23 protein-coding genes are annotated in these 20,732 nt (G+C 69.1%); 15 read left to right on the forward strand and 8 right to left on the reverse strand.

Annotated elements, in window-relative coordinates; translation table 11 throughout:
• The first annotated feature begins 48 nt into the window (after nt 1-48).
• The 5 genes from ACFYRU_RS18885 to ACFYRU_RS18905 are packed head-to-tail and all read left to right on the forward strand — an operon-like array spanning nt 49 to nt 4,822.
• The gene (locus ACFYRU_RS18885; RefSeq protein ID WP_387660274.1) at nt 49-1,977 is read left to right on the forward strand and encodes a thiamine pyrophosphate-binding protein; all 1,929 of its coding nucleotides are present in this window, start codon (nt 49-51) and stop codon (nt 1,975-1,977) included.
• 10 nt (nt 1,978-1,987) lie between these two features.
• Nucleotides 1,988-2,692, forward strand: a complete 705-nt coding sequence (locus ACFYRU_RS18890) for a flavodoxin family protein (protein WP_387660277.1) — start codon at nt 1,988-1,990, stop codon at nt 2,690-2,692.
• A gap of 23 nt (nt 2,693-2,715) precedes the next feature.
• Entirely contained in the window at nt 2,716-3,348 is a 633-nt protein-coding gene (locus ACFYRU_RS18895; RefSeq protein WP_387660280.1) for an RNA polymerase sigma factor, read from the forward strand.
• The gene (locus ACFYRU_RS18900; RefSeq protein ID WP_387660283.1) at nt 3,345-3,575 is read left to right on the forward strand and encodes an anti-sigma factor family protein; all 231 of its coding nucleotides are present in this window, start codon (nt 3,345-3,347) and stop codon (nt 3,573-3,575) included. The genes ACFYRU_RS18895 and ACFYRU_RS18900 overlap by 4 nt, the downstream gene beginning before the upstream one ends.
• Before the next feature lie 38 nt (nt 3,576-3,613).
• Entirely contained in the window at nt 3,614-4,822 is a 1,209-nt protein-coding gene (locus ACFYRU_RS18905; protein WP_387660286.1) for a cation:proton antiporter, read from the forward strand.
• Here the strand turns inward: ACFYRU_RS18905 and ACFYRU_RS18910 are convergent.
• Complete coding sequence (locus ACFYRU_RS18910) at nt 4,773-6,167, reverse strand: MFS transporter (protein WP_387660289.1); 1,395 nt, start codon at nt 6,165-6,167, stop codon at nt 4,773-4,775. The genes ACFYRU_RS18905 and ACFYRU_RS18910 overlap by 50 nt on opposite strands.
• A gap of 86 nt (nt 6,168-6,253) precedes the next feature.
• Here ACFYRU_RS18910 and ACFYRU_RS18915 point away from each other — a divergent pair, with 86 nt between their 5' ends.
• Both ACFYRU_RS18915 and ACFYRU_RS18920 read left to right on the forward strand, forming a co-directional pair.
• Nucleotides 6,254-6,898 (forward strand): TetR/AcrR family transcriptional regulator, encoded by a 645-nt coding sequence (locus ACFYRU_RS18915; protein WP_387660292.1) that lies wholly within the window; start codon nt 6,254-6,256, stop codon nt 6,896-6,898.
• Between the two features lie 99 nt (nt 6,899-6,997).
• The gene (locus ACFYRU_RS18920; protein ID WP_387660294.1) at nt 6,998-8,200 is read left to right on the forward strand and encodes an FAD-dependent monooxygenase; all 1,203 of its coding nucleotides are present in this window, start codon (nt 6,998-7,000) and stop codon (nt 8,198-8,200) included.
• Nucleotides 8,201-8,208: 8 nt separating this feature from the next.
• Here the strand turns inward: ACFYRU_RS18920 and ACFYRU_RS18925 are convergent, their stop codons facing one another.
• From ACFYRU_RS18925 to ACFYRU_RS18935, 3 genes are all read right to left on the reverse strand, one after another.
• On the reverse strand, nt 8,209-8,991 hold the full coding sequence (locus ACFYRU_RS18925; RefSeq protein ID WP_387660297.1) for an SDR family NAD(P)-dependent oxidoreductase: 783 nt from the start codon (nt 8,989-8,991) through the stop codon (nt 8,209-8,211).
• Nucleotides 8,988-9,767 (reverse strand): alpha/beta hydrolase, encoded by a 780-nt coding sequence (locus ACFYRU_RS18930; protein ID WP_387660300.1) that lies wholly within the window; start codon nt 9,765-9,767, stop codon nt 8,988-8,990. The genes ACFYRU_RS18925 and ACFYRU_RS18930 overlap by 4 nt, the downstream gene beginning before the upstream one ends.
• Before the next feature lie 89 nt (nt 9,768-9,856).
• The gene (locus ACFYRU_RS18935) at nt 9,857-12,631 is read right to left on the reverse strand and encodes an AAA family ATPase (protein WP_387660302.1); all 2,775 of its coding nucleotides are present in this window, start codon (nt 12,629-12,631) and stop codon (nt 9,857-9,859) included.
• A 151-nt stretch (nt 12,632-12,782) separates the two neighbouring features.
• Here ACFYRU_RS18935 and ACFYRU_RS18940 point away from each other — a divergent pair, with 151 nt between their 5' ends.
• Entirely contained in the window at nt 12,783-13,496 is a 714-nt protein-coding gene (locus ACFYRU_RS18940) for an alpha/beta fold hydrolase (RefSeq protein ID WP_387660303.1), read from the forward strand.
• Between the two features lie 62 nt (nt 13,497-13,558).
• Nucleotides 13,559-14,590, forward strand: coding sequence for a zinc-binding dehydrogenase (locus tag ACFYRU_RS18945; RefSeq protein ID WP_387660306.1), 1,032 nt, complete (start codon nt 13,559-13,561; stop codon nt 14,588-14,590).
• A gap of 24 nt (nt 14,591-14,614) precedes the next feature.
• Here the strand turns inward: ACFYRU_RS18945 and ACFYRU_RS18950 are convergent, their stop codons facing one another.
• Together ACFYRU_RS18950 and ACFYRU_RS18955 are read right to left on the reverse strand one after the other, a co-directional pair.
• Nucleotides 14,615-15,415: an ABC transporter permease gene (locus ACFYRU_RS18950; RefSeq protein ID WP_387660308.1), complete on the reverse strand. Its 801-nt coding sequence runs from the start codon at nt 15,413-15,415 to the stop codon at nt 14,615-14,617.
• Entirely contained in the window at nt 15,412-16,371 is a 960-nt protein-coding gene (locus ACFYRU_RS18955; protein ID WP_387660311.1) for an ATP-binding cassette domain-containing protein, read from the reverse strand. The genes ACFYRU_RS18950 and ACFYRU_RS18955 overlap by 4 nt, the downstream gene beginning before the upstream one ends.
• A 345-nt stretch (nt 16,372-16,716) precedes the next feature.
• Here ACFYRU_RS18955 and ACFYRU_RS18960 point away from each other — a divergent pair, with 345 nt between their 5' ends.
• The 3 genes from ACFYRU_RS18960 to ACFYRU_RS18970 are packed head-to-tail and all read left to right on the forward strand — an operon-like array spanning nt 16,717 to nt 18,782.
• The gene (locus ACFYRU_RS18960; RefSeq protein ID WP_387660314.1) at nt 16,717-17,349 is read left to right on the forward strand and encodes a sigma-70 family RNA polymerase sigma factor; all 633 of its coding nucleotides are present in this window, start codon (nt 16,717-16,719) and stop codon (nt 17,347-17,349) included.
• A 60-nt stretch (nt 17,350-17,409) separates the two neighbouring features.
• Entirely contained in the window at nt 17,410-17,904 is a 495-nt protein-coding gene (locus ACFYRU_RS18965) for a SigE family RNA polymerase sigma factor (protein ID WP_387660316.1), read from the forward strand.
• The gene (locus ACFYRU_RS18970; RefSeq protein WP_387660318.1) at nt 17,901-18,782 is read left to right on the forward strand and encodes a hypothetical protein; all 882 of its coding nucleotides are present in this window, start codon (nt 17,901-17,903) and stop codon (nt 18,780-18,782) included. The genes ACFYRU_RS18965 and ACFYRU_RS18970 overlap by 4 nt, the downstream gene beginning before the upstream one ends.
• A 72-nt stretch (nt 18,783-18,854) precedes the next feature.
• On the opposite strand, the gene ACFYRU_RS18975 is transcribed toward ACFYRU_RS18970, so the two are convergent.
• Together ACFYRU_RS18975 and ACFYRU_RS18980 are read right to left on the reverse strand one after the other, a co-directional pair.
• Nucleotides 18,855-19,028: a CsbD family protein gene (locus tag ACFYRU_RS18975; protein WP_387660320.1), complete on the reverse strand. Its 174-nt coding sequence runs from the start codon at nt 19,026-19,028 to the stop codon at nt 18,855-18,857.
• A gap of 65 nt (nt 19,029-19,093) precedes the next feature.
• Complete coding sequence (locus tag ACFYRU_RS18980) at nt 19,094-19,276, reverse strand: hypothetical protein (protein WP_387660323.1); 183 nt, start codon at nt 19,274-19,276, stop codon at nt 19,094-19,096.
• Nucleotides 19,277-19,482: 206 nt separating this feature from the next.
• Between ACFYRU_RS18980 and ACFYRU_RS18985 the strand changes: the two genes are divergently transcribed.
• Genes ACFYRU_RS18985 through ACFYRU_RS18995 form a run of 3 tightly spaced genes read left to right on the forward strand, consistent with a single transcriptional unit; the run spans nt 19,483 to nt 20,730 of the window.
• On the forward strand, nt 19,483-19,698 hold the full coding sequence (locus ACFYRU_RS18985; RefSeq protein ID WP_387660325.1) for a DUF6458 family protein: 216 nt from the start codon (nt 19,483-19,485) through the stop codon (nt 19,696-19,698).
• A gap of 14 nt (nt 19,699-19,712) precedes the next feature.
• The gene (locus ACFYRU_RS18990; RefSeq protein ID WP_387660328.1) at nt 19,713-19,937 is read left to right on the forward strand and encodes a hypothetical protein; all 225 of its coding nucleotides are present in this window, start codon (nt 19,713-19,715) and stop codon (nt 19,935-19,937) included.
• 43 nt (nt 19,938-19,980) lie between these two features.
• Entirely contained in the window at nt 19,981-20,730 is a 750-nt protein-coding gene (locus tag ACFYRU_RS18995; protein ID WP_387660331.1) for a hypothetical protein, read from the forward strand.
• The last annotated feature ends 2 nt before the right edge of the window (nt 20,731-20,732 follow it).

Below are 20,732 nucleotides of genomic sequence, written 5' to 3' on the forward strand. Positions count from 1 at the left end.
GCACTGTTCTTTCAGACGGTCCGTGTCACCAAGGGTGGGAGACGTTACATGACAGGCAACTGGCATCGGGTGGACGAGGTCGACGTACCGGCGGACGGCCGGGTCCGCAGCGTGGTGGTCGACGGCCGGAGCATCGCGATGGCCCGGTGCGGGGCGCGACTCGGTGCGCTGGAGAACAAGTGCCCGCACCAGGGCGGCCCGCTCGGCGAGGGCTCGATCGAGAAGGGGCTGTTGCGGTGCCCGTGGCACGGGTACGACTACGACCCGATCAGCGGGCAGCCGCCGGAAGGGTTCTCCGACAGCGTGTCGTCGTACCCGGTGGACGAAAGAGCGGACGGGGTCTACGTGCAGCTCCCGGAGCTGCCCGCACCGCAAAGGACCGTCGCGGACGTGCTCGTCGAGACCTTGGTCGCCCACGGTGTGACGCACGTGTTCGGCATGGTCGGGCACTCGAACCTCGGGTTCGCGGACGCGATGCGCCGCGCCGAGGACCGGGGCGAGCTGACGTACATCGGCATCCGGCACGAAGGGGCGGCTGCCTTCGCGGCCGGCGCGTACGGCAAGCTGACCGGCCGGCCCGCGGTGTGCTGCGCGATCGCCGGTCCGGGTTCGACCAACCTGCTGACCGGGTTGTACGACGCGAAGCTCGACGGCGCTCCCGTGCTCGCGATCTCCGGGCAGGTGCCCTCGAAGTGGCTGGGCCGGGGCGCGTTCCAGGACCTCGACCTGACCGCGGTCTTCAAGGACGTCGCGGTGTCGAGTACGTCGGTGAACGCCGGCAGCGATCACGCGGAGCTGGCCGCGCTGGCGGTCAAGCACGCGGTCGACGGCCGCGGTGTCGCACACCTGGTGCTGCCGGACGAGGTGCAGGTACAACCGTCCGACGCGGCGCCCAGGAATCCGCGAGGCCGGCTGTCCCCACGCCGGAGTGTGCCGGACGAAGACAGCCTCGCCCGCGCCGCCGCGCTGATCGGCGACGCCCGCCGGCCGGTGATGATCGTCGGCCACGGCGCCCGCGGTGCCGAGACCGAGGTCCGCGAACTCGCCGAGCGTCTGAACGCGCCCGTGTTGACCACGTTCAAGGCCAAAGGGCTCCTGCCCGACACCCATCCGCTGGGCGCCGGAGTGCTCGGCCGCAGCGGTACGCCGGTGGCGAGCTGGCTGATGAACGAGTCGGACGTACTGATCGTGGTCGGCGCGTCGTTCTCGAACCACACCGGCATCGCGGCGTACAAACCGATCGTCCAGATCGACGACGACCACGCCGCGATCGGCCGGTTCGACGCGGTCGCGGTAGACGTACTCGGCGACGCCCGACTGGCGCTGTCCGCGCTCAGTGGCAGGCTGACCGACGCCAAGGCCGAGGACCAGCGCCCGGATGTCGCCGAACGCTGGGCGATCTGGCGGGCCGAGAAACGTCGCCGCGTCGACGACGACCGGGGGAGGGGTGTCTCGGCCGCCGCGGTGTTCGACGCGCTGTCCACACACCTGCCCGCGGACGCCGTCGTGACCGTTGACGTCGGCAACCATGCGTACTCGCTCGGCCGCTACCTCGAGTCCAAGGGCCAGCCGGTGCTGATGTCCGGCTACCTCGGCTCGATCGGGTTCGGGTACCCGGCGGCGCTCGGGGCATGGGCCGCCGCACCCGGCCGGCCGATCGTCGCGGTCACCGGCGACGGCGGGTTCGCGCAGTACGCCGCCGAGCTCACGACCGCGGTCAAGTACGGGATCCCGATCAAGCACGTACTGCTCGACAACCACTCGCTCGGCAAGATCAGCAAGGAACAACTCGCTGCCGACTACCCGGTCTGGCACACGTCCCTGCACAACCCCGACTGGGCGTCGTACGCCGAACTCTGCGGCGCGACCGGTCTGCGGGTCACCCGCCGGCAGGACCTGGCCGCCGCGATGACCGAACTGTTCGCCACCACCGGACCGGTCCTGCTCTGTGTCGAGCAGGACCCAGAACTGCTCTGAGGAGCCAAGGATGACCTCGTACGACGACCTCCGCGCGCTGTTCGTCAACTGCACGCTGAAGCGATCCCCGGCGGTGAGCAACACCGAAGGCCTGATCGACGTCAGCCGGAAGATCCTGGAGAAGCAAGGCGTCCAGGTCGACGTGGTCCGCGCGATCGACCACGACATCGCCACCGGTGTCTGGCCGGACATGACCGAGCACGGCTGGGCCACCGACGCGTGGCCGGCGATCCAGGAGCAGGTGATGGCCGCCGACATCCTGGTGATCGCCGGGCCGATCTGGCTGGGCGACAACAGCTCCGTCACCAAACGGGTGATCGAACGGCTGTACGGCAACTCGTCGATCCTGAACGAACACGGGCAGTACGCGTACTACGGACGCGTCGGCGGCTGCCTGATCACGGGGAACGAGGACGGCGTGAAGCACTGCGCGATGAACGTCCTGTACTCGCTGCAGCACCTCGGGTACACGATCCCGCCGCAGGCCGACGCCGGCTGGATCGGCGAGGCCGGACCGGGGCCGTCGTACCTGGACGAGGGCTCCGGCGGGCCGGACAACGACTTCACCAACCGCAACACCACGTTCATGACCTGGAACCTGCTGCATTTCGCCCGGATGCTGAAGGACGCCGGCGGGGTGCCCGCGCACGGCAACCAGCGCTCGGAGTGGGACGCCGGCTGCCGCTTCGACTTCGAGAACCCGGAGTACCGCTGAGACGACTGCGGTACCGTCGGGCTGTGGGGGTGCCGACGGACGACGCGCTGGTCGCCGGGCTGCGAACCGGGGACGAGGAGGTCTTCGCGTGCCTGCTGAACGGCTGGTCGGGTTCGATGCTGCGCCTGGCCCGGTCGTTCGTGTCGACCACCGCCAGCGCGGAGGAGGTCGTACAGGACACCTGGCTGGCGGTGTTCGAGGGGATCGAGCGCTTCGAGGGCCGGTCGTCGCTGCGCACCTGGGTGTACCGGATCCTGGTGAACATCGCCCGCAAACGGGCGGCGCGCGAGCAGCGCAGCGTGCCGTGGACGAGCCTCGTTCCGGATCACGGGCCGACGGTCGACCCGCAGCGGTTCCGGGGTTCGGGCGAGGAGTACCCGGGTGGATGGCGTACGTTCCCCGACCGCTGGCCGACCACCGAGAGCGAGGTACTCGCCCACGAGGTCCGGTCGACGGTGGCGGCCGCGATCGAGAACCTGCCGATCCGGCAGCAGGTCGTCCTGACCTTGCGCGACATCGACGGGCATGCCGCGGAGGACGTGTGCGCGCTGCTGGAAATCTCGATGGCCAACCAGCGCGTCCTGCTGCACCGCGCCCGGGCCGCCGTCCGCGGCCACCTCGAGCGCTACTTCACCACGGCCGGAGCTGACGTATGACGTGCGCCGAGATCGTCGAACTCGTCACCGCCTCCCTCGACGGTGCGCTGGATCCCGAGACCGCGGAGCGCTTCGCCGAGCACCTCGCGCTCTGCGACGGCTGCGCGATCTATGTCGAGCAGATCCGGCGGACGGCCGCCGAGGTCGGACAGGTCGAACCGGAACACCTCTCCGAACAGACCCGCGACCGGCTGATCGAGGCGTTCCGTACTTTTCCGCGCGGCTGACACGTAACGTCCGGCGCTCCTGGTGGCACTGATCCGGTATGCCGGACGTGGAGTTCACCAACTTGTTCGCGGTCGCACTGGTCGCCTTGCTCGCACCGCTGCTGCTCGGACTCGCCCCGCGGTTGCGGGTGCCGGCCGTGGTCCTCGAGATCGTCGCCGGGATCATCCTCGGGCCGCACGCGCTCGGACTGATCGGCATCGACCTGCCGGTGCAGATCGTCGCGCTGCTCGGGCTCGGCTTCCTGCTGTTCCTGGCCGGCCTGGAGATCGACGTCCACCGGCTCCGCGGGCAGGTACTCCGGCTGGCGGTACTGGGCTACCTCGTCACCCTCGTGCTGGGTACGCTCACCGGCCTCGGACTGTCCGCCGTCGGCTGGGTCCACAGCGCGCTGCTCCTCGCCGTCACCCTGTCCGCGACCTCGCTCGGACTCGTCGTACCGGTGCTCAAGGACGCCGGGCGGTCCGAAAGTACCGTCGGGCAGTTCACGATCGCGGCCGCATCGGTCGCCGACTTCGCCGCGGTCCTCGTCCTGTCCCTCGTCTTCTCGACCGAGGGCGGCAGCGCGGGCGAACGGCTCGTGATGGTCGGCCTGTTCGCCGTACTCGTCGCCGTCACCGGTCTGGTGATCGCGACCGCCCGGCGGTCGCAGCGGCTCGGCGGGGTGCTGCTGCGGCTGCAGGACACCACGGCCGAGATCCGGGTCCGCGCCGCCGTCGTGCTGCTGGTCGCGTTCGTCGCGCTGGCGGAGCAGTTCGGGCTGGAGACGATCCTCGGCGCGTTCCTCGCCGGAGCCGTCGTCGGGCTGGTCGACCGGGACGCCACCTCGCATCCACGCTTCCGGATCAAGCTCGAGGCGTTGGGGTACGGGTTCCTGATTCCGGTGTTCTTCGTGACGAGCGGACTCCGGCTGGACCTGGGCGGTCTGCTCGGTGCTCCGTCCGCGCTGGTCCGGGTTCCGCTGTTCCTGATCGCGTTGCTGGTCGTCCGCGGTGTTCCGGCGTACCTCGCCGTCCGATCGCTCGGCCCCCGGGCCACAACCGCGACGGCACTGCTGCAAGCGACGTCGCTGCCGTTCATCGTGACCGCGACACAGATCGGTGTGGCAACCGGGCTGATGACCCCCATCACCGCCGCCGCCCTGGTTTGCGCGGGCCTGCTGTCGGTCCTCGTGTTCCCAGCAATCGCCCTGGCGTTGCTCAAGCAACCGGCTGCCGACCGCGGCACCCAAGTCGAGCCGCGAACGTGATCAGGAGGGTGACGACGATCCCGGCTGCGATGGTGAGGACGGCCGTTCGGATGCCGGCGGCGGTGCGGGAAGCGTCCCCAGCGGGTCCGGCGGCGTTGGCGATCAGTACCAGTACGGCGAGGCCGAGCGCTCCGCCGACGCCGGAACCGGTGGTGACGATGCCCGAGGCGACTCCCTGCTGCTGGTCGGCGACCCCGGTCGACGCGGCCATGAACATGGTCGTGAACACCACGCCGTCGCCGATGCTGACCGCGATCAGGCCAGGCACCAGCCAGAGGTAGGAACCGGCCGGCGTGAGCGTCAGCCCGAGCCAGCACGCTCCTGCGGCGCCGGCCGCGAGTGCGCCGTACAACGTACGCTGCACGCCGATCCGGGTGACCACCCGACCCGCCAGCACCGAACCGGAGACCACGACGACTGTCGGCAACAGGAAACCCAGGCCGGTGGCGAGGGCGTCGTATCCCCGGACGTCCTGGAAATAGATGGAAAGGAAGTACAGCAACGCCCCGAACGTGCCGGCGAACATGAACGCCACCGCGGTGGCCAGGACGAGGCTGCGACTGGTCAGGAGGTGCAGCGGCAGCAGCGGATCCGCGGTGCGGCGCTCTATCAGCACGAAGGTTGCTAGTAGCAACAGTCCGGCGACGCCGGAGACCACGATCTGCGCCGAGGCCCAGCCCGCGTCGGAGCCGTGGACGAGCGCGAACACGAGCAGGGTGATCGCCGCGGTGACACTCAGCGCGCCCGGTACGTCGAACCGCCGGCCCGTGCCGCCGACCCGGTCCGGATCGACGAGTACGAAGGACAGGACGATCGCGACGGCGGCGAGCGGAACGTTGACGAAGAACACCGCCCGCCACCCGAAGGCGTGCGTGAGCAGGCCGCCGAGCAGGACTCCGATGACGAGCCCGGCCGCACCGGCGCCGCTCCAGACGCTCAAGGCGCGATTGCGGTCCCGGCCCTCGGTGAAGCTGGTGTTGATGATCGCCAAGGTGCTCGGGAAGACCAACGCACCACCCAGACCCTGCAGCGCCCGGCCGGCGAGCTGGACGAGTGGTGCGGTTGCCAGCCCGCCGATGGCCGAAGCCACGGCGTAGACGGCCAGCCCGGTGACCAGGATCCGGCGCCGGCCGAGCAGATCCGCGGCGCGCCCGCCGAACAGGAAGAGCCCGCTGGAGGTGATCGTGTACGCGGTGATGACCGTCTGCAGGGTCCGGGCCGAGTAGCCCAGGTCGTGGCCGATCTCCGGTAGCGCGACGACGACGATGTACTGGTCCAGCGACACGATCAGCATCGCGAGTGACAGCAGGGCCAGCCGCGCGGCGGATCGATCGGTTCGGGACATACCTGAACTGTACGACTCAGTTCAGATGAACTCAACAGTTCAGTTCAAATGAACTGGATAGTTCAGTTACCTGCTATGCTGCGGAGATGACCGATGTCCGACGGCGCCCGCCCAGCGGTGAGCGTGCCGATCTCAAGCGGCAGGCGATCCTGGCGGCTGCCCGCGAGGTGTTCCTGGCCCGCGGTTTCGAGGCCGGCATCGACCTGATCGCCGAACGCGCCGACGTGTCGAAGGTGACGATCTACAACCACTTCGGCACCAAGCGCGACCTGTTCCTCGCGGTCGTCAACGACGCGCTCGAGGAAGCTCTCGAACGGCCGACGGCGGCGCTGCGCAAGAGCCTGGCCGGGTCCGACGACATCCGCGAGATCCTCGTCCGGACCGCCCGCGGCTGGGTCGCGGGGATGGCGCAGCCGCAGGTGCTTGCCCTCCGCAACCTCGTCGCGAGCGAGGCGGAGCGGTTCCCGGAGCTCGGTCAGGCCTGGAAGGCGCACGGCCCGGGGCCGACGTCGGCCATTCTCGCGGCGGAGTTCCGCAAACGCGTCGACGCCGGTGAACTCGACATTCCGGACATCGACCTCGCGCTGGTCCAGCTCTACGGGCTCGTCCTCTACCCGCACTTCACCCACATCGCGTACGGCGAACGGTTCACCAGGAAACGCACTGCCGACCTGATCGAGAGCGGGGTCGACATGTTCCTCACCTATTACTCGGCCACACGCCCGGGGTGACGGCCAGGACGGGCCGACGTCGGCCCCGGAGCGCTGTACGATCTGGGCCTTGATCCGAACGGGCGAGGGGGAGCAGTGGGCAATCCGACGGTGTTGGTAGTGGGGGCAAGTATCGCCGGCCCGGCGCTGGCGCACTGGTTGCGCAGGCGCGGTGCCGAGGTGACCGTCGTCGAGCGGGCGCCGGGGCTCCGGCCCGGCGGGCAGGCGGTGGACGCGCGCGGCGTGGCCAAGGAGGTCATCCGGCGGATGGGCCTGGACGCGGCCGTGCGCGCGGCGTGTACGGACACCGCCGGTGCGCACACCGTGGACGCTGACGGTAACGTCCTCGAGTCCTACAGCGCTACCGACGACGGTGGCGACGGGTACATCGCGGAGATCGAGATCCTGCGCGGGGACATGTCGGAGGTGTTGTACGACGACACGCGCGACGGGGTCGAGTACGTCTTCGGCGACCGGATCGCCGAGCTGACCCAGGACGCGGACGGGGTCGACGTCACGTTCGAGAGCGGTGGCCAACGGCGGTTCGACCTGGTGGTCGGGGCCGACGGGCTGCACTCCGCCGTCCGCTCGACGATCTTCGGGCCGCGCGAGCAGTTCCTCCACCACCTCGGGCTGGTACTGGCCTTCTACAGCGTGCCGAACGAGTTCGGGCTGGACCGCTGGATGGTCGATTACCAGGAGCGCGAGACCGGGCGTTCCGCGGGTCTGCGGCCGATCAACGACGCGACCCGCGCGATGGCGATCTTCTCGTTCCCCGCGGCCGAGCTCGACGTCGACTTCCGCGATATCGAAGGTCAGAAGCGCCTGTTGCGCGAGCGGATGGCCGACCTCGGGTGGTTGACGCCGCGGATCCTCGCGCACCTGGACGAGACTCCGGACTTCTACCTCGATCAGGTTGCGCAGGTCGTGATGGAGCGCTGGCACGTCGGACGGGTCGGGCTGATCGGCGACGCGGCGTACTGCGCGTCGCCGATGTCCGGACAGGGGACCGGGCTGGCCCTGGTCGGTGCGTATCTGCTCGCCGGCGAACTGGCCGCTGCCGACTGGGATCCGGAGGCCGGGTTCGCGGCGTACGAGGCACGGCTGCGGTCGATGGTCGAGGCCTGTCAGGAGATCGGCCGGATGCACGTGGACAGCCTCGCCGCCACTGAACCCGCCACTGGACCCGACGCTGGACCCGACGCCGAGCCGGAGGCCGAGCCCGACATGGAGGCGTTCACCGCGCTGGTCGAGCGCGCCCTCAACGGCGTCGACCTGCCCGACTACGCCGACCTGCCGGACTCCGGCCCCGCCAAGTCCTAGGCCGGCACCTACACGGTGGTCACCATGCCGCCGTCGATCAGTACGTCGGTACCGGTGATGTTGCCCGCGGAGGCGAGCAACATCACCACCTGGGCGACCTCGTCCGGATGCGTGAACCGCCGCGTGGGTGTATCCGCCACTGCCGCCTCACGCACCTGAGCAGCGTCCACACCCTGCGCCAAGCCAACGGTCTCCGCCACCCCACCCGGTCCGAGCCAGAGCGCTGTCTCGACCGGGCCGGGGCTGACGGTGTTGACCCGGACGCCGGCCGGTCCGAGCTCCTTGGACAGCGACTTGCAGAAGCTCCGGAGCGCGGCCTTGGCAGCGCTGTAGTCGATCACCCCCGGATCCGGCAGCGAGGCGTTGACCGAGCAGATCGTCACGATCGTCGACGGCGCTGCCCGAATCAGATGGGGGAGTGCGGCCCGGGTCGCGCGAACGGCGGAAAGCAGGTTGACCTCGAGCGCCCACTGCCAGTCGTCGTCCGTCACCGACTGGAACCCCTCGGTCCGCGGCCGGACACCGCCGACGTTGTTGACGAGTACGTCGATGCCGCCGAAGCGGTCCACGGTCTCGTCGACGAGCGCCTGGCAGCCCGCCGTGGTGGTGAGGTCACCGAGCACGGAGATCGTACGGCCGCCGTCTGTCAGCGCGGTCAGCTCGGCGGAACCGTTGAGCGCCCCGGCGCCGACGAAGGCACCTTCGTCGAGCAGCGCACGCGCCACGGCATGTCCGATGCCCTTGCTGGCACCGGTCACCACAGCAGTCTTGCCGTCCAGACCAAGTTTCACAGCGACTGCGCTCGCAGCCAGGTGAGGCAGGTGTCGGCGATCTCGCCCCATCCGGAGTCGATGATGAGCGAGTGCCCACGGTCCGGGAACGTCTTGAGTTCGGTGACCGCCTCGGAGTGCCGGTACTGCTTGAGCGTCGCGCGGGTCACCGTCTCGGGAACGGTGTGGTCCTTGCCGCTGGCGATCAGCAGGAGCGGGCCACGGCCCTGGTTGGCGGTGTCGACCTCGGCGGGCGAGTGCGGAGTGAAGTTCGCCGCCGCGGCCTCGAACAACGGCCGGCCGGGCGCCGGGATGGTCCAGCGGTCGTACAGCTCGGCGGATTCCTCCTCGGACACCGCGTTCCCGAAGGCGAATCTGAACTGCTCGGTGGTCAGAGACACGGCGCGGTGCTTGTTCGCCGGGTTCTTGAACACCGGCAGCGTCGCACGCAGCGCCGAGAGCGGTACGGGCAGTACGCCCTTGATCTGGGCGGCGTCGATGGCGATCGCGGCCCTGGCGCGGTCCTGTCCGAGCAGCTTCTGGGCGATCATCCCGCCGAACGAATGACCGATCAGGATCGGCGGTTCGGGCAGCGCGTCGATCAGGCCGGCGAAGTGTTTCACGACGTCGTCGATGCCGTGGTCCGCGATCGCCTCCGGGTCCCGGCGGGAGTCCTCGACGGTCTCGGCGTCGCCCGGCCAGCCCGGCGCCTCAGCGTCGTACCCCTCTTCGCGGAACCGGGCCAGCCACGGTTCCCACGACGTGGCGTGCAGCCACAGCCCATGGATGAAAAGCACGGATGTTCCCACAGTCGGCTCCCTCGTCCGGCCGGGTGCCAGGCGCACCGCGGTACTGCGACGCTATGACGACGGAGGCGTTGTGGGCTTCAGTCGGATGACTGCACGTCCTTGAGCCGATCAGTCAGTACGCCGGCCAACTGCTGGCGGCTGGTGACTCCGAGCTTGGGGAACAGCCGGTACAGGTGCGAGCCGATCGTGCGATGCGACAAGAACAGCCGCTGGCCGATCTCCCGGTTGGACAGCCCTTGCGCGGCCAGTTCGGCGATCTGCGCCTCCTGTGGGGACAGCTGCTCGCGTCCACTCGCGGTGGGCTGCCAGCCGCGCTCACCGGTCGCTCGCAGTTCTTGGTCCGCGCGCAGTGCCCACGGCTTGGCGCCGAGCGCGTCGAAGGCGGTCCGCGCCGCGCGGAGCGGATCGCGGGACTCCGTGACCCGCCGTTGCCGGCGCAGCCACGAGCCGTACCCGAGCTGAAGCCGGGCCTGGTGCCACGGGAACGGACGCGCGGCACCGGCCAGTGCGTCCTGGAACACGTCTTCGTCGTCAGCCAGTACGGCGCGGCAGTACTGCAAAGGGATCGTGGTGCCGATAGCGGACGAGCCGTGGGCCCGCGCCTCGAGCGAGTCGACGGCGCTCCTTGCCTCGTCCCGTACGCCGCTGCGGATGGCTGCCTCGACCAGGTAGCTGACTGTCCAGAGCTGTTGCACCCGTTGGTAGGCGGAGTCGGTCGGTACGAATACCCGATGCAGTTCTGCGTACGCCTGGCTGGGCCGATCCGCGGCGAGTTCCCCCAGCCCACGGGCGAGCTGAGCGCCGGCCAAGAGGGACGAGCTGGCATTCGGAAGCTGGAGCGCGGTCTGTTCCGCCTGCAACAGAAGGGCCGTGCTCAAGTTGCCGCCGACGGCGTCGATGAAGGCCGCGACGATCCGCGCCGTACCGGCCCAGACGCGCTGACCGGTTTCGTCCGCCAGCCGGATCCCCTCGTCGGCCGACCGGGCCGTGTCGAACACACCGAGGTTGATCTCCGCGCACGCGCGGATCGCGAGCGCCTCGGCGAGCAGGCTCAACCGCCCGTCGGCGCGCAGATCGTGAACGGCGGTCGAGAGGAAGGATTCCGCGCGGAGGAAGTCGCCGGCGCAGAACGCGGCGATGCCGAGCAGCGCCGCGACATCGGCCCGATCACCGGTGTCCGGCGGGGTCCGGTCGAGCTGCTGGATGACGGACGCGGTCAGGTCGAGCGAGTCGGCGAGTCCGAGTACGGCCAGCACCCTGGGATCGCCGGACGGTAGGGGAACTTCGCGGGTGGCGCTCACGATGTCCGCCCGTACCGACTCGCCCGGGTCGCGCCACCACACCCGGCGCGCGGCGCCGAACAGCAGCTGCATGGCCAGGTCGGCGTCGTCGTCGCTCGAAGCGCGCCGGGCCAGCTGTACCAGCTGGCGGATCTCGGCCGGATCGCTGGTGGCGCCGTCGTGGAAGACGCCGGTCAACCGGGTGAGCCGCGAGCGGTCCCGAGGGCGCAGCGTGGTGCGGGTCACCCGTGCGGTGACCTGCTCGACCTGGGCGAACCGGCCGAGCTGATAGCCCACCTCGGCGGCGCTGATCAGGCGGCCGGCCTCGTCCAGCGGGTCGGGGCTGAGCGCTGCGGCTCGTTCGAGTCTGGACAACGCGGTCGCGAACGCCCCACGGCGTTGCGCCTCGGCCGCCGCTGCTTCGAGTTCGGCGGCGACAGACTCGTCGCGGCCGGACACCGCACTGGCCCGGTGCCAGACGGCTCGGTCGGGCAGACCGGACAGGACCGTTGCCAGCGCGGCGTGTACCTGCCGGCGCCGGTCCTGCGTCATCGCCCGGCGAAGTGCCGAGCCGATCAGCGGGTGGGCGATCGCGTACTTCGGTCCTGACAGGGTCAGCAGCCCGGCCTCGACCACCCGCCGTACGACCTCCCGATCGACCGCGCCGCCTGCGAGGACTGCTGCGCCCGCGCCGCCCGTGCCGACCGCTGCGTCCGCGACGATCGCGGCTGCGGCGAGGACCTGGTCGAGGTCGTCGCCGTCGTCCAGTGCGGCCACGTCGGCCACCGCGCGGCCGACCGGATCCAGCTCGTCGGCGCGTGCGGTGAAGGCGTGCTCCAGCCGCGCCGTCATCGGCAGTTCCTCGTCCGTCCCGGTCTCCGGCGTACTCGCGAACTCGATCAGCGCGAGCGGGTTGCCGCCGGCCTGCGCGACGATCCGGTCGCGGTACGCCGGGGGGAGGTCCGGTGCGTGGGACCGCAACAAGGCGTGCGCGACGTCCGCGGACAGACCGTCGACCTGGATCCAGGTAGTGGTCCCGTCATCGGCAAGGAGCCGTGCCGACGAGCTCGACGTACTGAGCAGAACCACGCGCTCGGCCGCGATCCGCCGCGCCACGAACGCGAGGGTGTCCACGGACGCGCGATCCATCCACTGCAGGTCGTCGAGGCAGACCAGGACCGGGGTCTCCGCGGCCACGTCGACCAGCAGGTCCAGGACCGCGAGCGCCGTGAAGAACGGATTGACCTCGGGTGCCTCGACCAGCCCGAAACACGCGAGCAGCGACTGACGTTGCGGCGCCGGCATGCCCGACACCCGCGGGAGGATCGGTACGAGCACCTGGTGCAGTACGGCGTACGGCAGTTGGGACTCCGCCTGGATGCCGCGGGCGCGCAGGACGGTGAAGCCTGCCGTTTCGGCGTACGTCGCGATCCGTGCCTGCACGGCGCTCTTGCCGACGCCCGGCTCGCCGGTGAGCCCGATCGATCGACCGCCGCTGTCGACGTCGTCGAGCCAGTGCTGTAGCCGGTGCAGAAGCTCCTCGCGGCCGAAGAGCTGTCCGATCTCCGTCACCGTGTCTGTTCCTGCATGCACAGAGCATGCGCTGTCAGGTGCGTTCCGTCCAAGCGGTTGCAGTCGTCGGTTGAGTCATCGTCCTGAAGCGTGTGCCGACCGGCCGGACGAACGTCGGGGGAGACAGTTCCCGACCTCCGAGGAGCGCACGATGACCAGACCCACGATCGCCTTCGTCCACGGCGCGTTCGCCGATTCCAGCAGCTGGTCGGAGACCATCGCGGCGCTGGACGCCGCGAAGTATCCGGTGATCGCGATTCCCAATCAGCTCCGGACACTGGCCGGCGACGCCGCGTACGTCCGCAGCGTCCTCTCGACCCTCCACGGCCCGGTCGTCCTGGTCGGTCATTCGTACGGCGGTGCCGTGATCGGCGAGGCGGCGCGCGGAGCGGACAACGTCGCGGCGCTCGTGTTCGTGGCGGCGTACATCCTCGACGAGGGCGAGAGCATCGCGACCGTCCTCGACCCACAGCGGTTCCCCGGCGGACTGCTCGGGCCGGACACCACCGTCGAGCGACCGTTCGGTACCGGCGAGAGCGACCTGTACATCACCACCGAACAGTTCGCGAAGGTCTTCGCCGCGGACCTGCCGGAGGAGCAGACCCGGCTGATGTCGTTCGAACAGCGGCCGCTGTCCCTGGGCGCCCTGACCGGTGTCGCGGCCGCCCGGCCCGCGTGGCACGACAAGCCGTCCTGGGCGTTGATCGCGGAACACGACAACGCGATCCCGCCGGACGGCCAGCGCTGGATGGCCGAGCGCGCCGGCGCGACCCTCGGCTCGGTCGCCTCCGCCCACGCCGTGATGCTCTCCCAGCCCGCAGCCGTCACCGAAACCATCCTGGAGGCCGTCAGGTCCCTGCCCTGACAACCTCTGGCGGGCTGAAAGTCGTTGTCGGTGATGTAGTCGAGGGAGATACATTCGCGGACATGCCCAGTTCCCAGTCGGTGCCCCTGTTCACGCCGGAGACCGGCTTCGTGCCGACCGTCCGGCCGATCCCTGCCCCGGGTCCGGGTGAGGTCCTGATCCGGGTCGGCACGGTCGGGATCTGCGGCTCGGACCTGTCGTACTACACCGGTCGCTCGGTCTTCCCGGTCCGCGAGCCGCTGGTCCTCGGTCACGAGGCCGGGGGAGTCGTGGCCGCCGTCGGTGCCGGAAGTACGGACCTCGTGGCCGGGCAGCGGGTCGCCATCAGCCCTGGCGTCAGCTGTGGGGAATGCGTCGTCTGCCTGACCGGGCGGGACAACCTGTGCGAATCCGTCCGGTACCTCGGTAGCGCGGCGACGACGCCGCATGTCGACGGCGCGCTGCAGCCGTACCTGGTGATGCCCGCGGCCAACGCGGTACCGATTCCGGACGAGGTGAGCGACGCGACCGCGGCGCTGCTCGAGCCGTTCGGCGTCGCCCACCACGCGGTCGCCGGCAGACCGCTGCGCGACCGTTCGGTCCTGGTCGTCGGGGGCGGCACGATCGGTCAGCTGGCCGCGCTGATCGCCAAGGCCGAGGGCGCCACGAGTGTCGTCGTGGCCGAACTGGCGAAGCAACGGCAGGAGTTCGCGCTGAACTTCGGCGCGACCGACTCACTGCCGCCGGACGCCTTGCCGGCGCAGGCCCGGTTCGACCTGGTGGTCGAGGCCACCGGCAAGCCGGCCGCCTTCGACTTCGCCCTCGAGCACGTCGAGCCCGGTACCGGGCAGCTCGTCCTGGTCGGCAACCTGCCCGCCGACTACCAGCTGCCCTGGCGGCCGATCAACCGCCGCGAGATCGGCGTCGACTCGGTGTTCCGGTTCCCGGGCGGCGTCGGGCACGCCCTCGAGTACGTCCGGCGGCACGGGCTCCAGCTGGACGCCTTCGTCGGGGCCGCCTTCGGGCCGGACGAACTCGTCGAGGCGTTCGAGCGGCAGCTCCGGCCGGACGCACCGCTGAAGACCCAGATCCGCGTCGGCGAAGGCGGCTCCTGACGGATCCGGCCCCATGCGCGCGTTCTACATTCGGCGTGATGCGAGGAGCATGGAGGCGATCGTGAGTACAAGCGATGTGGCGAGTGTGAGTACGGCCGCGTGCCCGTCGGAGCCGCCGAGGACGAGGGCGCCGGTCGCATCGGTGGCATGCGACACGGGATTGACGGCGGCGGCGGCGTGTAGCCAGTCGGGCATCGTCTTCAGCGGCGCGAACGCGCTGGAGATGAACATGAAAGGCATCATGACCATCATTCCGGCGGTCTGAACAAACTCTGGTTGCCGCAGCCTACTGCCGATGAGAAGAAACAGCGCACTCATCGCGATCGACAGCGGGATCAGCAAAGCCACCGCCAGCAGAGTATGCGCGATGTCGCAGTGCAGCCGGAATCCGAGCAGGAACGCGGCTACTCCGCCCAGGACCAGGGTGCGGACAACAGTGAGGAGCGCGTCGGTGATGATGCGGGCGAGAAGCACGCCCGAGCGCCGTACGTGCATCGCGCGTAAACGGTCCAGCAAACCGTCGGACAGGTCGCCGGCCAGCGCCACTCCGGAATTGGTCGCGCTCATAACGGTGGAGACGGCCAGCAGCGCGGGCGTGAGGTAGTCGATATAGGCGACGCCGTGCGGGAAACCTGGGCTGTGGCTGACACTTCTGAAGACCTGGCTGAACAGCACGAGCATCGACATCGGCATCATCAGGGAGAACATCAGCAGCTGCGGGGCTCGTGCGGTCTTGACCAGACTGCGTCTGATCAGCGCAGCGAGCTGAGCGAGGGCGGTGGCACCGGTGCGCCGGATAGGGGCGGCGCTCAGGTTCGTAGTCATGCCGGCATCGCTCCTACGGTTTCTGTCAGGTGAAGGAAGACATCGTCGAGGCTGGGGGTGCTGATCGCGATCTCAGCCAGTGGTAACTGCAGCCGGCTCGCCTCGGCCACGACACGGGCGGCCGTGACTGCGTCAGGTACCACCACATCGATGTCGCCGGTCCGTGCATCGATCTTCATATCGGGCCCGACATGGACGATCGCGGCGAGGGCTTGCCGTAGGCCTGGGACGTGATCCTTGTCGGCCAGACGCAGGTGCACGACCCGCCCCCCGAGGCGGGCCTTGAGTTCGTCCGGGGTCCCTTCGGCGACGACCTGGCCGTGGTTGATCAGGATGATCCGGTTCGCGAGCCGTTCTGCTTCCTCGAGGTATTGAGTGGTGAGGACGACGGCAGTGCCTGTCGAGCGGAGGTCCTCGATGGCATCCCAGAGCTTCAGCCGAGCGCGTGGGTCCAGGCCTGTGGTCGGTTCGTCGAGGAACAGGACTGTCGGGCTCCCGACCATGCTCGCGGCGAGGTCTGCTTTGCGCCGGCTGCCGCCGGACAACGTACCGATGCGACGCTCGGCGATGTCTGAGAGGTCGAGCTGATCGATCAGATGACCGGCGCGTCGAACCCGCTCGGGTACGCCCAGCAGGGCGCCCATCAGCTCGAGGTTCTCCCGGGCCGTCAGGTCGTCGTCGAGCGCAGCGTACTGACCGGTCAGACCGATCCGCTGCCGCACCTGAGCAGCGTCGGTGACAACGTCATGGCCGTCGATGCGCACGCTGCCGCTCGAAGGTTGCACCAGCGTCGCGCAGGTGCGTACGAGGGTCGTCTTTCCCGCGCCGTTCGGACCGAGAATCGCGAGAATCTCACCGGCAGCTACTGACAGCGACACCCCGCCGAGTGCCTCGAAGTCGCGGTAGCGCACACGCAGGTCTGCAATCGAAACCGCGGGCGACAGATGGGAGATCAACGGACAGTCCTCTCGAGATTGCAGGGAATGGGTTGTGAAGTCACTTGCAGCCGCAACCGTTGCCGTGGGTCGTCACTGGACCGCAGCACGTTGCCTTTGCCTGGGGTTCGCAACAAGTGGCTTGCTCACTGGCCGAGCAACATGCGTCGGTGACGGGCGAGTTCTGGACGGTCGGCTCGCTGCTGGTGTCAGTGGGCGTGGAGTCGGGGTTCATGTCTTGTGCCTTTCGTCGAGATGGTTCTGGCTTACAGACGAAGGACTCCGCGATCGGATGCAATACGTCCGCAGCGCTGGACTGCGCGCTGGGGGGCCGTGGTTTCCTGGTGGTATGGGAAGGAGATCGTGATGGCGATGTCGGCAGATGTACAGGCCAGCGAGCTGGATGCAGCATGGCGGCAGTTTGCCGGCGAGCTCCGGCGCTTCATCGCCGGTCGGGTGTCCTCGCCGCACGACGCCGAGGACATCCTGCAATTGGTGTTCATGCGCTTGGCGGCCCAGCCAGACGGATTGCAGAACGGCGACCGAGTGGCGCCATGGCTCTACACCACGACCCGCAATGCCATCACCGACTACTACCGTTCGGCATCGCGCCGCCGCGAGCTTCCTGTCGATTCCATGCCAGATGCAGCCAACACCACCGAGGACGACGCCGACGACAGCGAAGCCAAGCTCGCACGATGCCTGGTACCACTCATCGAACGGCTGCCTCGTGACCAGGCGGAAGCTCTGCGCATGGTCGACGTCGCGGGAATGAGCCAGAGCGCCGCGGCCGCGGTGGCTGTGGTGTCGGTGCCCGGGATGAAGTCACGAGTGCAGCGCGGACGCAGCAAACTGCGCGAAATGCTGCTCGCCTGCTGCGAGATTCAGCGGGACAGCCGGGGCAGGGTGATGGACTTCGACGGCCGTGGAAACGCGTGTGGGGCCGAGTCCACGCATACCGCCTCGGCATGCGGATGTTCACCACAGATCTCTGGCTGATGCAACCAACTTCGGCCTCGGAGGCGTGTCTAACCCGGTACTGACGACCGGGAGGAACAGATGAGTGATCGGGACGCCGCGTTCGAGGCGTACTTCGCGGCACGGTCGGACGCCATGCGCGGTACGGCGTACCTGCTGTGCGGCGACTGGCATCGAGCCGAGGACCTGGTCCAGCAGACGTTCACGAAGATCTACCTGGTGTGGCGCCGGATCCAGCGGCACGAGGCGATGGACAGCTACACCAGGCAGACGCTCGTACGTACGTTCCTGTCCGAGCGGCGCCGGGGGTGGTTCCAGCACGAGTCGGTCGGGTCTCCGGAGTTCGAGCGGGTAGCGCCGCCGTCCGGACACGCCGACGAGCGGCTCGTGTTGCTGGAAGCGCTCGCGAAGGTACCGCCGAGACAACGGGCTGTCCTGGTGCTGCGGTACTGGGAGGACCAGTCCGTCGAGCAGACGGCCGAGTTGCTCGATTGCTCGGCAGGAACGGTCAAGAGCCAGGCCGCGCGCGGGCTGGCGACGCTGCGCGATCTGCTGGAAGAGGAGAGAGTTCGATGAAGGAAGAGGATCTCAACGAGGCGTTCCACGACGTCCTGGTGCGCAGCACGCCGCCGCCGTCGATGGACCCCGCGAGCGCCCTCGCCCAGGCTCGCCGGGCGCGCAAGCGGCGTACGGTGCTGTTGTCCGGCGCCGGGGTCGCCGCGCTGGTGGTTGCCCTGGGCGCCGGTCCGGCGCTGGTCGTGCACTACGCCGGCAACCGGTCGGCCGGCCCGATGGTTGCCGGGAGCACCGGTACGACGCCGTCGATCGTGCCTGAGCCGCGGCCGTCCGCCACCGCGACGCCGACGAAGGCTCCGGCGACGCGGAAGTCCAACGACCCGTGGCCGGAGGGCCAGGTGGACCGTACGGCGTCCGCGGGTCCGCGTGCCGATCGGGCGGTGGCGTTGATGGGCGACCTGAGTTCGGTGGTACCGGCGGGACTCAGTACGCCGAACCTGAAGTACTCCGACGGTCGCTCGATGCGGTGGCCGCAGGCCCAGTACGCGTCGAACGACGGCGAGCAGGACTACTGGGAGTACCAGGCGATGATTCCCGTACAGAAGGACAACCGGGTCGGCCAGCTCCTGGTGCAGTCGACCACGCCCAGCGGCAAACCGGCGACGACCCCTTGCCAGCTGGCGCAGAAGTTCTGGGGCGGCACCGGCACGTGCGCCGTTGTCGACGTCGCCGGCAAGAAGGTCGGCGTACTGACCACGAACGGCCGCGACAGCTACGACCAGTGGGCCGCGTACCGCTACCCGGACGGCACTGTCGTCTACCTGGCCCAGGCCAAGAAGGTCGACGACAGCGGCCGCCCTCCGTTGGCGCAACCAATCTTCACCCCGCACCAACTGGCCGAGCTGGTCACCTCCCCGACGTTCAAGATCAGTCAGTAACCTCCGGCGGCCGCACGACCTGCTCGCCAGGTCGTGCGGCCGCGGTCTGTCGGTCACCGGCCGGCGTACGGGTCAGTCCTTGAAGGCGTCCTTGACCTTTTCGCCCGCCTGTTTGAGCTCGGCCGTCGACTTCTCGGCCTGGCCTTCCGCCTGCAGATCGCGGTTGTCGGTGGCGTCACCGGTCGCTCGCTTGGCCTTGCCCTTGGCGGCCTCGGCGGCGTGTTTCATCTTCTTACCGGTATTCATCGGAATCTCCTTCGCTCCGGAATCGCACTGCCGGTGCCCAGCCGGCCGGCTTCGAAGCACTCCCGCTATCCGGCCCGGCCGCCGACGTGGCGCTCGTGCCGGCAGCAGGTCAGCTCCTCGACGAGCTCGCCGTCGCGGGTGACCCCGAGCGGCCGCGCATGCGTGGCGCCGCGGGCGCACCCCGGATGTACGCAGCACACGTCCACCTCGGGGACGCAGGTGCCGTGCCGGGACCACGGAAGTCGCATGGCGGGCCGGTACCCACGGCGCGCGCCCGGACGCCTGTCGCGGGACCTGAATCGAGCATTTCAAATGTGCGTTTATTTGAACTGCTACGTAATGCGTGCGTCCTGACGCTGAAAGTAGGCGCGACCGGCGTCGTTTTGCGGCATTTCGCCTGGGTACCGCATTCCTATTCCAATTCAGGAACGGGGCAGGCCGTTAGGAGAAACCAATGGGAATCGGAACCTCCGTATTCCTGCTGGCGCTGGGCGGAATTCTGGCGTTCGGGGTGTCGGACCACATCAGCGGTGTCGACCTGACCGTCGTCGGATACGTGCTGATGATCGCCGGCGGTATCGGACTCGCCGTAGTCCTCGCGCTGGCCAACCAGCGGAGCAGATCGACGCACACCACCGTGCGCGAACGCCGCGACTTCCACGACGAGTGACCCCGGGAGTGAGGATGCCTGACGCACGAACGCCCGATGCGCGGGAGTTGCTGCTGGACATGCTGTTCGAGCAGACCGCGCGCTACCGGTTCCCGTCGCTCTCGATGCTGGACATGATCGAGTCCCTGCTCGAGCCCGACGAGGTGGACCTCTATGCGCGGCTGCTGCTGCGCCAGATGCAGGACGAGAACTACCCGAGTCTTCCGGTGCTGCGCCGGATCGCTGCGCTCACGCAGTGATCAGCCCGCCGATCGTTGCCCACGGCTACTTCTAGGAGAACCAATGAACAACACCGCCAAGGTAGCGGTCGCCGTCGCGAGCGGCTACCTGCTCGGCCGCACCAAGAAGCTCAAGCTGGCGATCACGGTCGGCGGACTGCTGGCCGGTAAGCGGATCGCCACCGATCCACGGGCCATCGTGCAACAGCTGACGGACATCGTCGAACAGAATCCCGAGTTGTCCCGGCTGTCCGATCAGGTACGCGGCAAGCTGGTCACCGCGGGCCGGGAAGCCGCTGTCGCGGCGGCCAGCAATCGCCTGAACTGGGTCAGCGACTCGATCAGGGACCGTACCGACCGCATGCTGTCGGCAGGCGACCGCCAGGACGAGGACGAGGACGACGACCGTCCGCGGCGGCGCCGGCGCCCGGGCAGCCGTCGCCGCGCGAGCGCACACCGGCCCCGCCGGAGCAGCGCGGACGACAGCACGGATGACCGCGTGGATGACAGCACGGACGACGGCACGGACGACACGGAGTCGCCCGACGAGAATCGCCGCAGCTCGTCCGGTGGGGCCCGGCGTACGGCGAGGCGGACGTCCGCGCGGGCGGCGAGTGGTAACGGCTCTGGGTCGAGCACGCGGAAGTCCACGACCGCGAAGAAGAGCGCCGCACCGGCGAAGAAGACCGCCGCGAAGAAGGCGACCGCGAAGAAGAGCACAGGTCCGGCCAAGAAGGCCGCAGCCAAGAAGACCGCCGCGAAGAAGAGCCCCAGCAGGTCGACAGGTGGAGCGTCGGCCCGGAAGCGTGGGTGATC

The sequence above is a fragment of the Kribbella sp. NPDC004536 genome, from assembly GCF_042873835.1.
GTDB lineage: Bacteria > Actinomycetota > Actinomycetes > Propionibacteriales > Kribbellaceae > Kribbella.

Excerpts from the sequence above, each read along its gene's own strand:
- ACFYRU_RS18885 (WP_387660274.1), top strand. The coding sequence starts at position 49 with ATGACAGGCAACTGGCATCGGGTGGACGAGGTCGACGTACCGGCGGAC.
- ACFYRU_RS18890 (WP_387660277.1), top strand. The coding sequence starts at position 1,988 with ATGACCTCGTACGACGACCTCCGCGCGCTGTTCGTCAACTGCACGCTG.
- ACFYRU_RS18900 (WP_387660283.1), top strand. The coding sequence starts at position 3,345 with ATGACGTGCGCCGAGATCGTCGAACTCGTCACCGCCTCCCTCGACGGT.
- ACFYRU_RS18905 (WP_387660286.1), top strand. The coding sequence starts at position 3,614 with ATGCCGGACGTGGAGTTCACCAACTTGTTCGCGGTCGCACTGGTCGCC.
- ACFYRU_RS18910 (WP_387660289.1), bottom strand. The coding sequence starts at position 6,167 with ATGTCCCGAACCGATCGATCCGCCGCGCGGCTGGCCCTGCTGTCACTC.
- ACFYRU_RS18915 (WP_387660292.1), top strand. The coding sequence starts at position 6,254 with ATGACCGATGTCCGACGGCGCCCGCCCAGCGGTGAGCGTGCCGATCTC.
- ACFYRU_RS18940 (WP_387660303.1), top strand. The coding sequence starts at position 12,783 with ATGACCAGACCCACGATCGCCTTCGTCCACGGCGCGTTCGCCGATTCC.
- ACFYRU_RS18945 (WP_387660306.1), top strand. The coding sequence starts at position 13,559 with ATGCCCAGTTCCCAGTCGGTGCCCCTGTTCACGCCGGAGACCGGCTTC.
- ACFYRU_RS18950 (WP_387660308.1), bottom strand. The coding sequence starts at position 15,415 with ATGACTACGAACCTGAGCGCCGCCCCTATCCGGCGCACCGGTGCCACC.
- ACFYRU_RS18960 (WP_387660314.1), top strand. The coding sequence starts at position 16,717 with ATGGCGATGTCGGCAGATGTACAGGCCAGCGAGCTGGATGCAGCATGG.
- ACFYRU_RS18965 (WP_387660316.1), top strand. The coding sequence starts at position 17,410 with ATGAGTGATCGGGACGCCGCGTTCGAGGCGTACTTCGCGGCACGGTCG.
- ACFYRU_RS18970 (WP_387660318.1), top strand. The coding sequence starts at position 17,901 with ATGAAGGAAGAGGATCTCAACGAGGCGTTCCACGACGTCCTGGTGCGC.
- ACFYRU_RS18975 (WP_387660320.1), bottom strand. The coding sequence starts at position 19,028 with ATGAATACCGGTAAGAAGATGAAACACGCCGCCGAGGCCGCCAAGGGC.
- ACFYRU_RS18980 (WP_387660323.1), bottom strand. The coding sequence starts at position 19,276 with ATGCGACTTCCGTGGTCCCGGCACGGCACCTGCGTCCCCGAGGTGGAC.
- ACFYRU_RS18985 (WP_387660325.1), top strand. The coding sequence starts at position 19,483 with ATGGGAATCGGAACCTCCGTATTCCTGCTGGCGCTGGGCGGAATTCTG.
- ACFYRU_RS18990 (WP_387660328.1), top strand. The coding sequence starts at position 19,713 with ATGCCTGACGCACGAACGCCCGATGCGCGGGAGTTGCTGCTGGACATG.
- ACFYRU_RS18995 (WP_387660331.1), top strand. The coding sequence starts at position 19,981 with ATGAACAACACCGCCAAGGTAGCGGTCGCCGTCGCGAGCGGCTACCTG.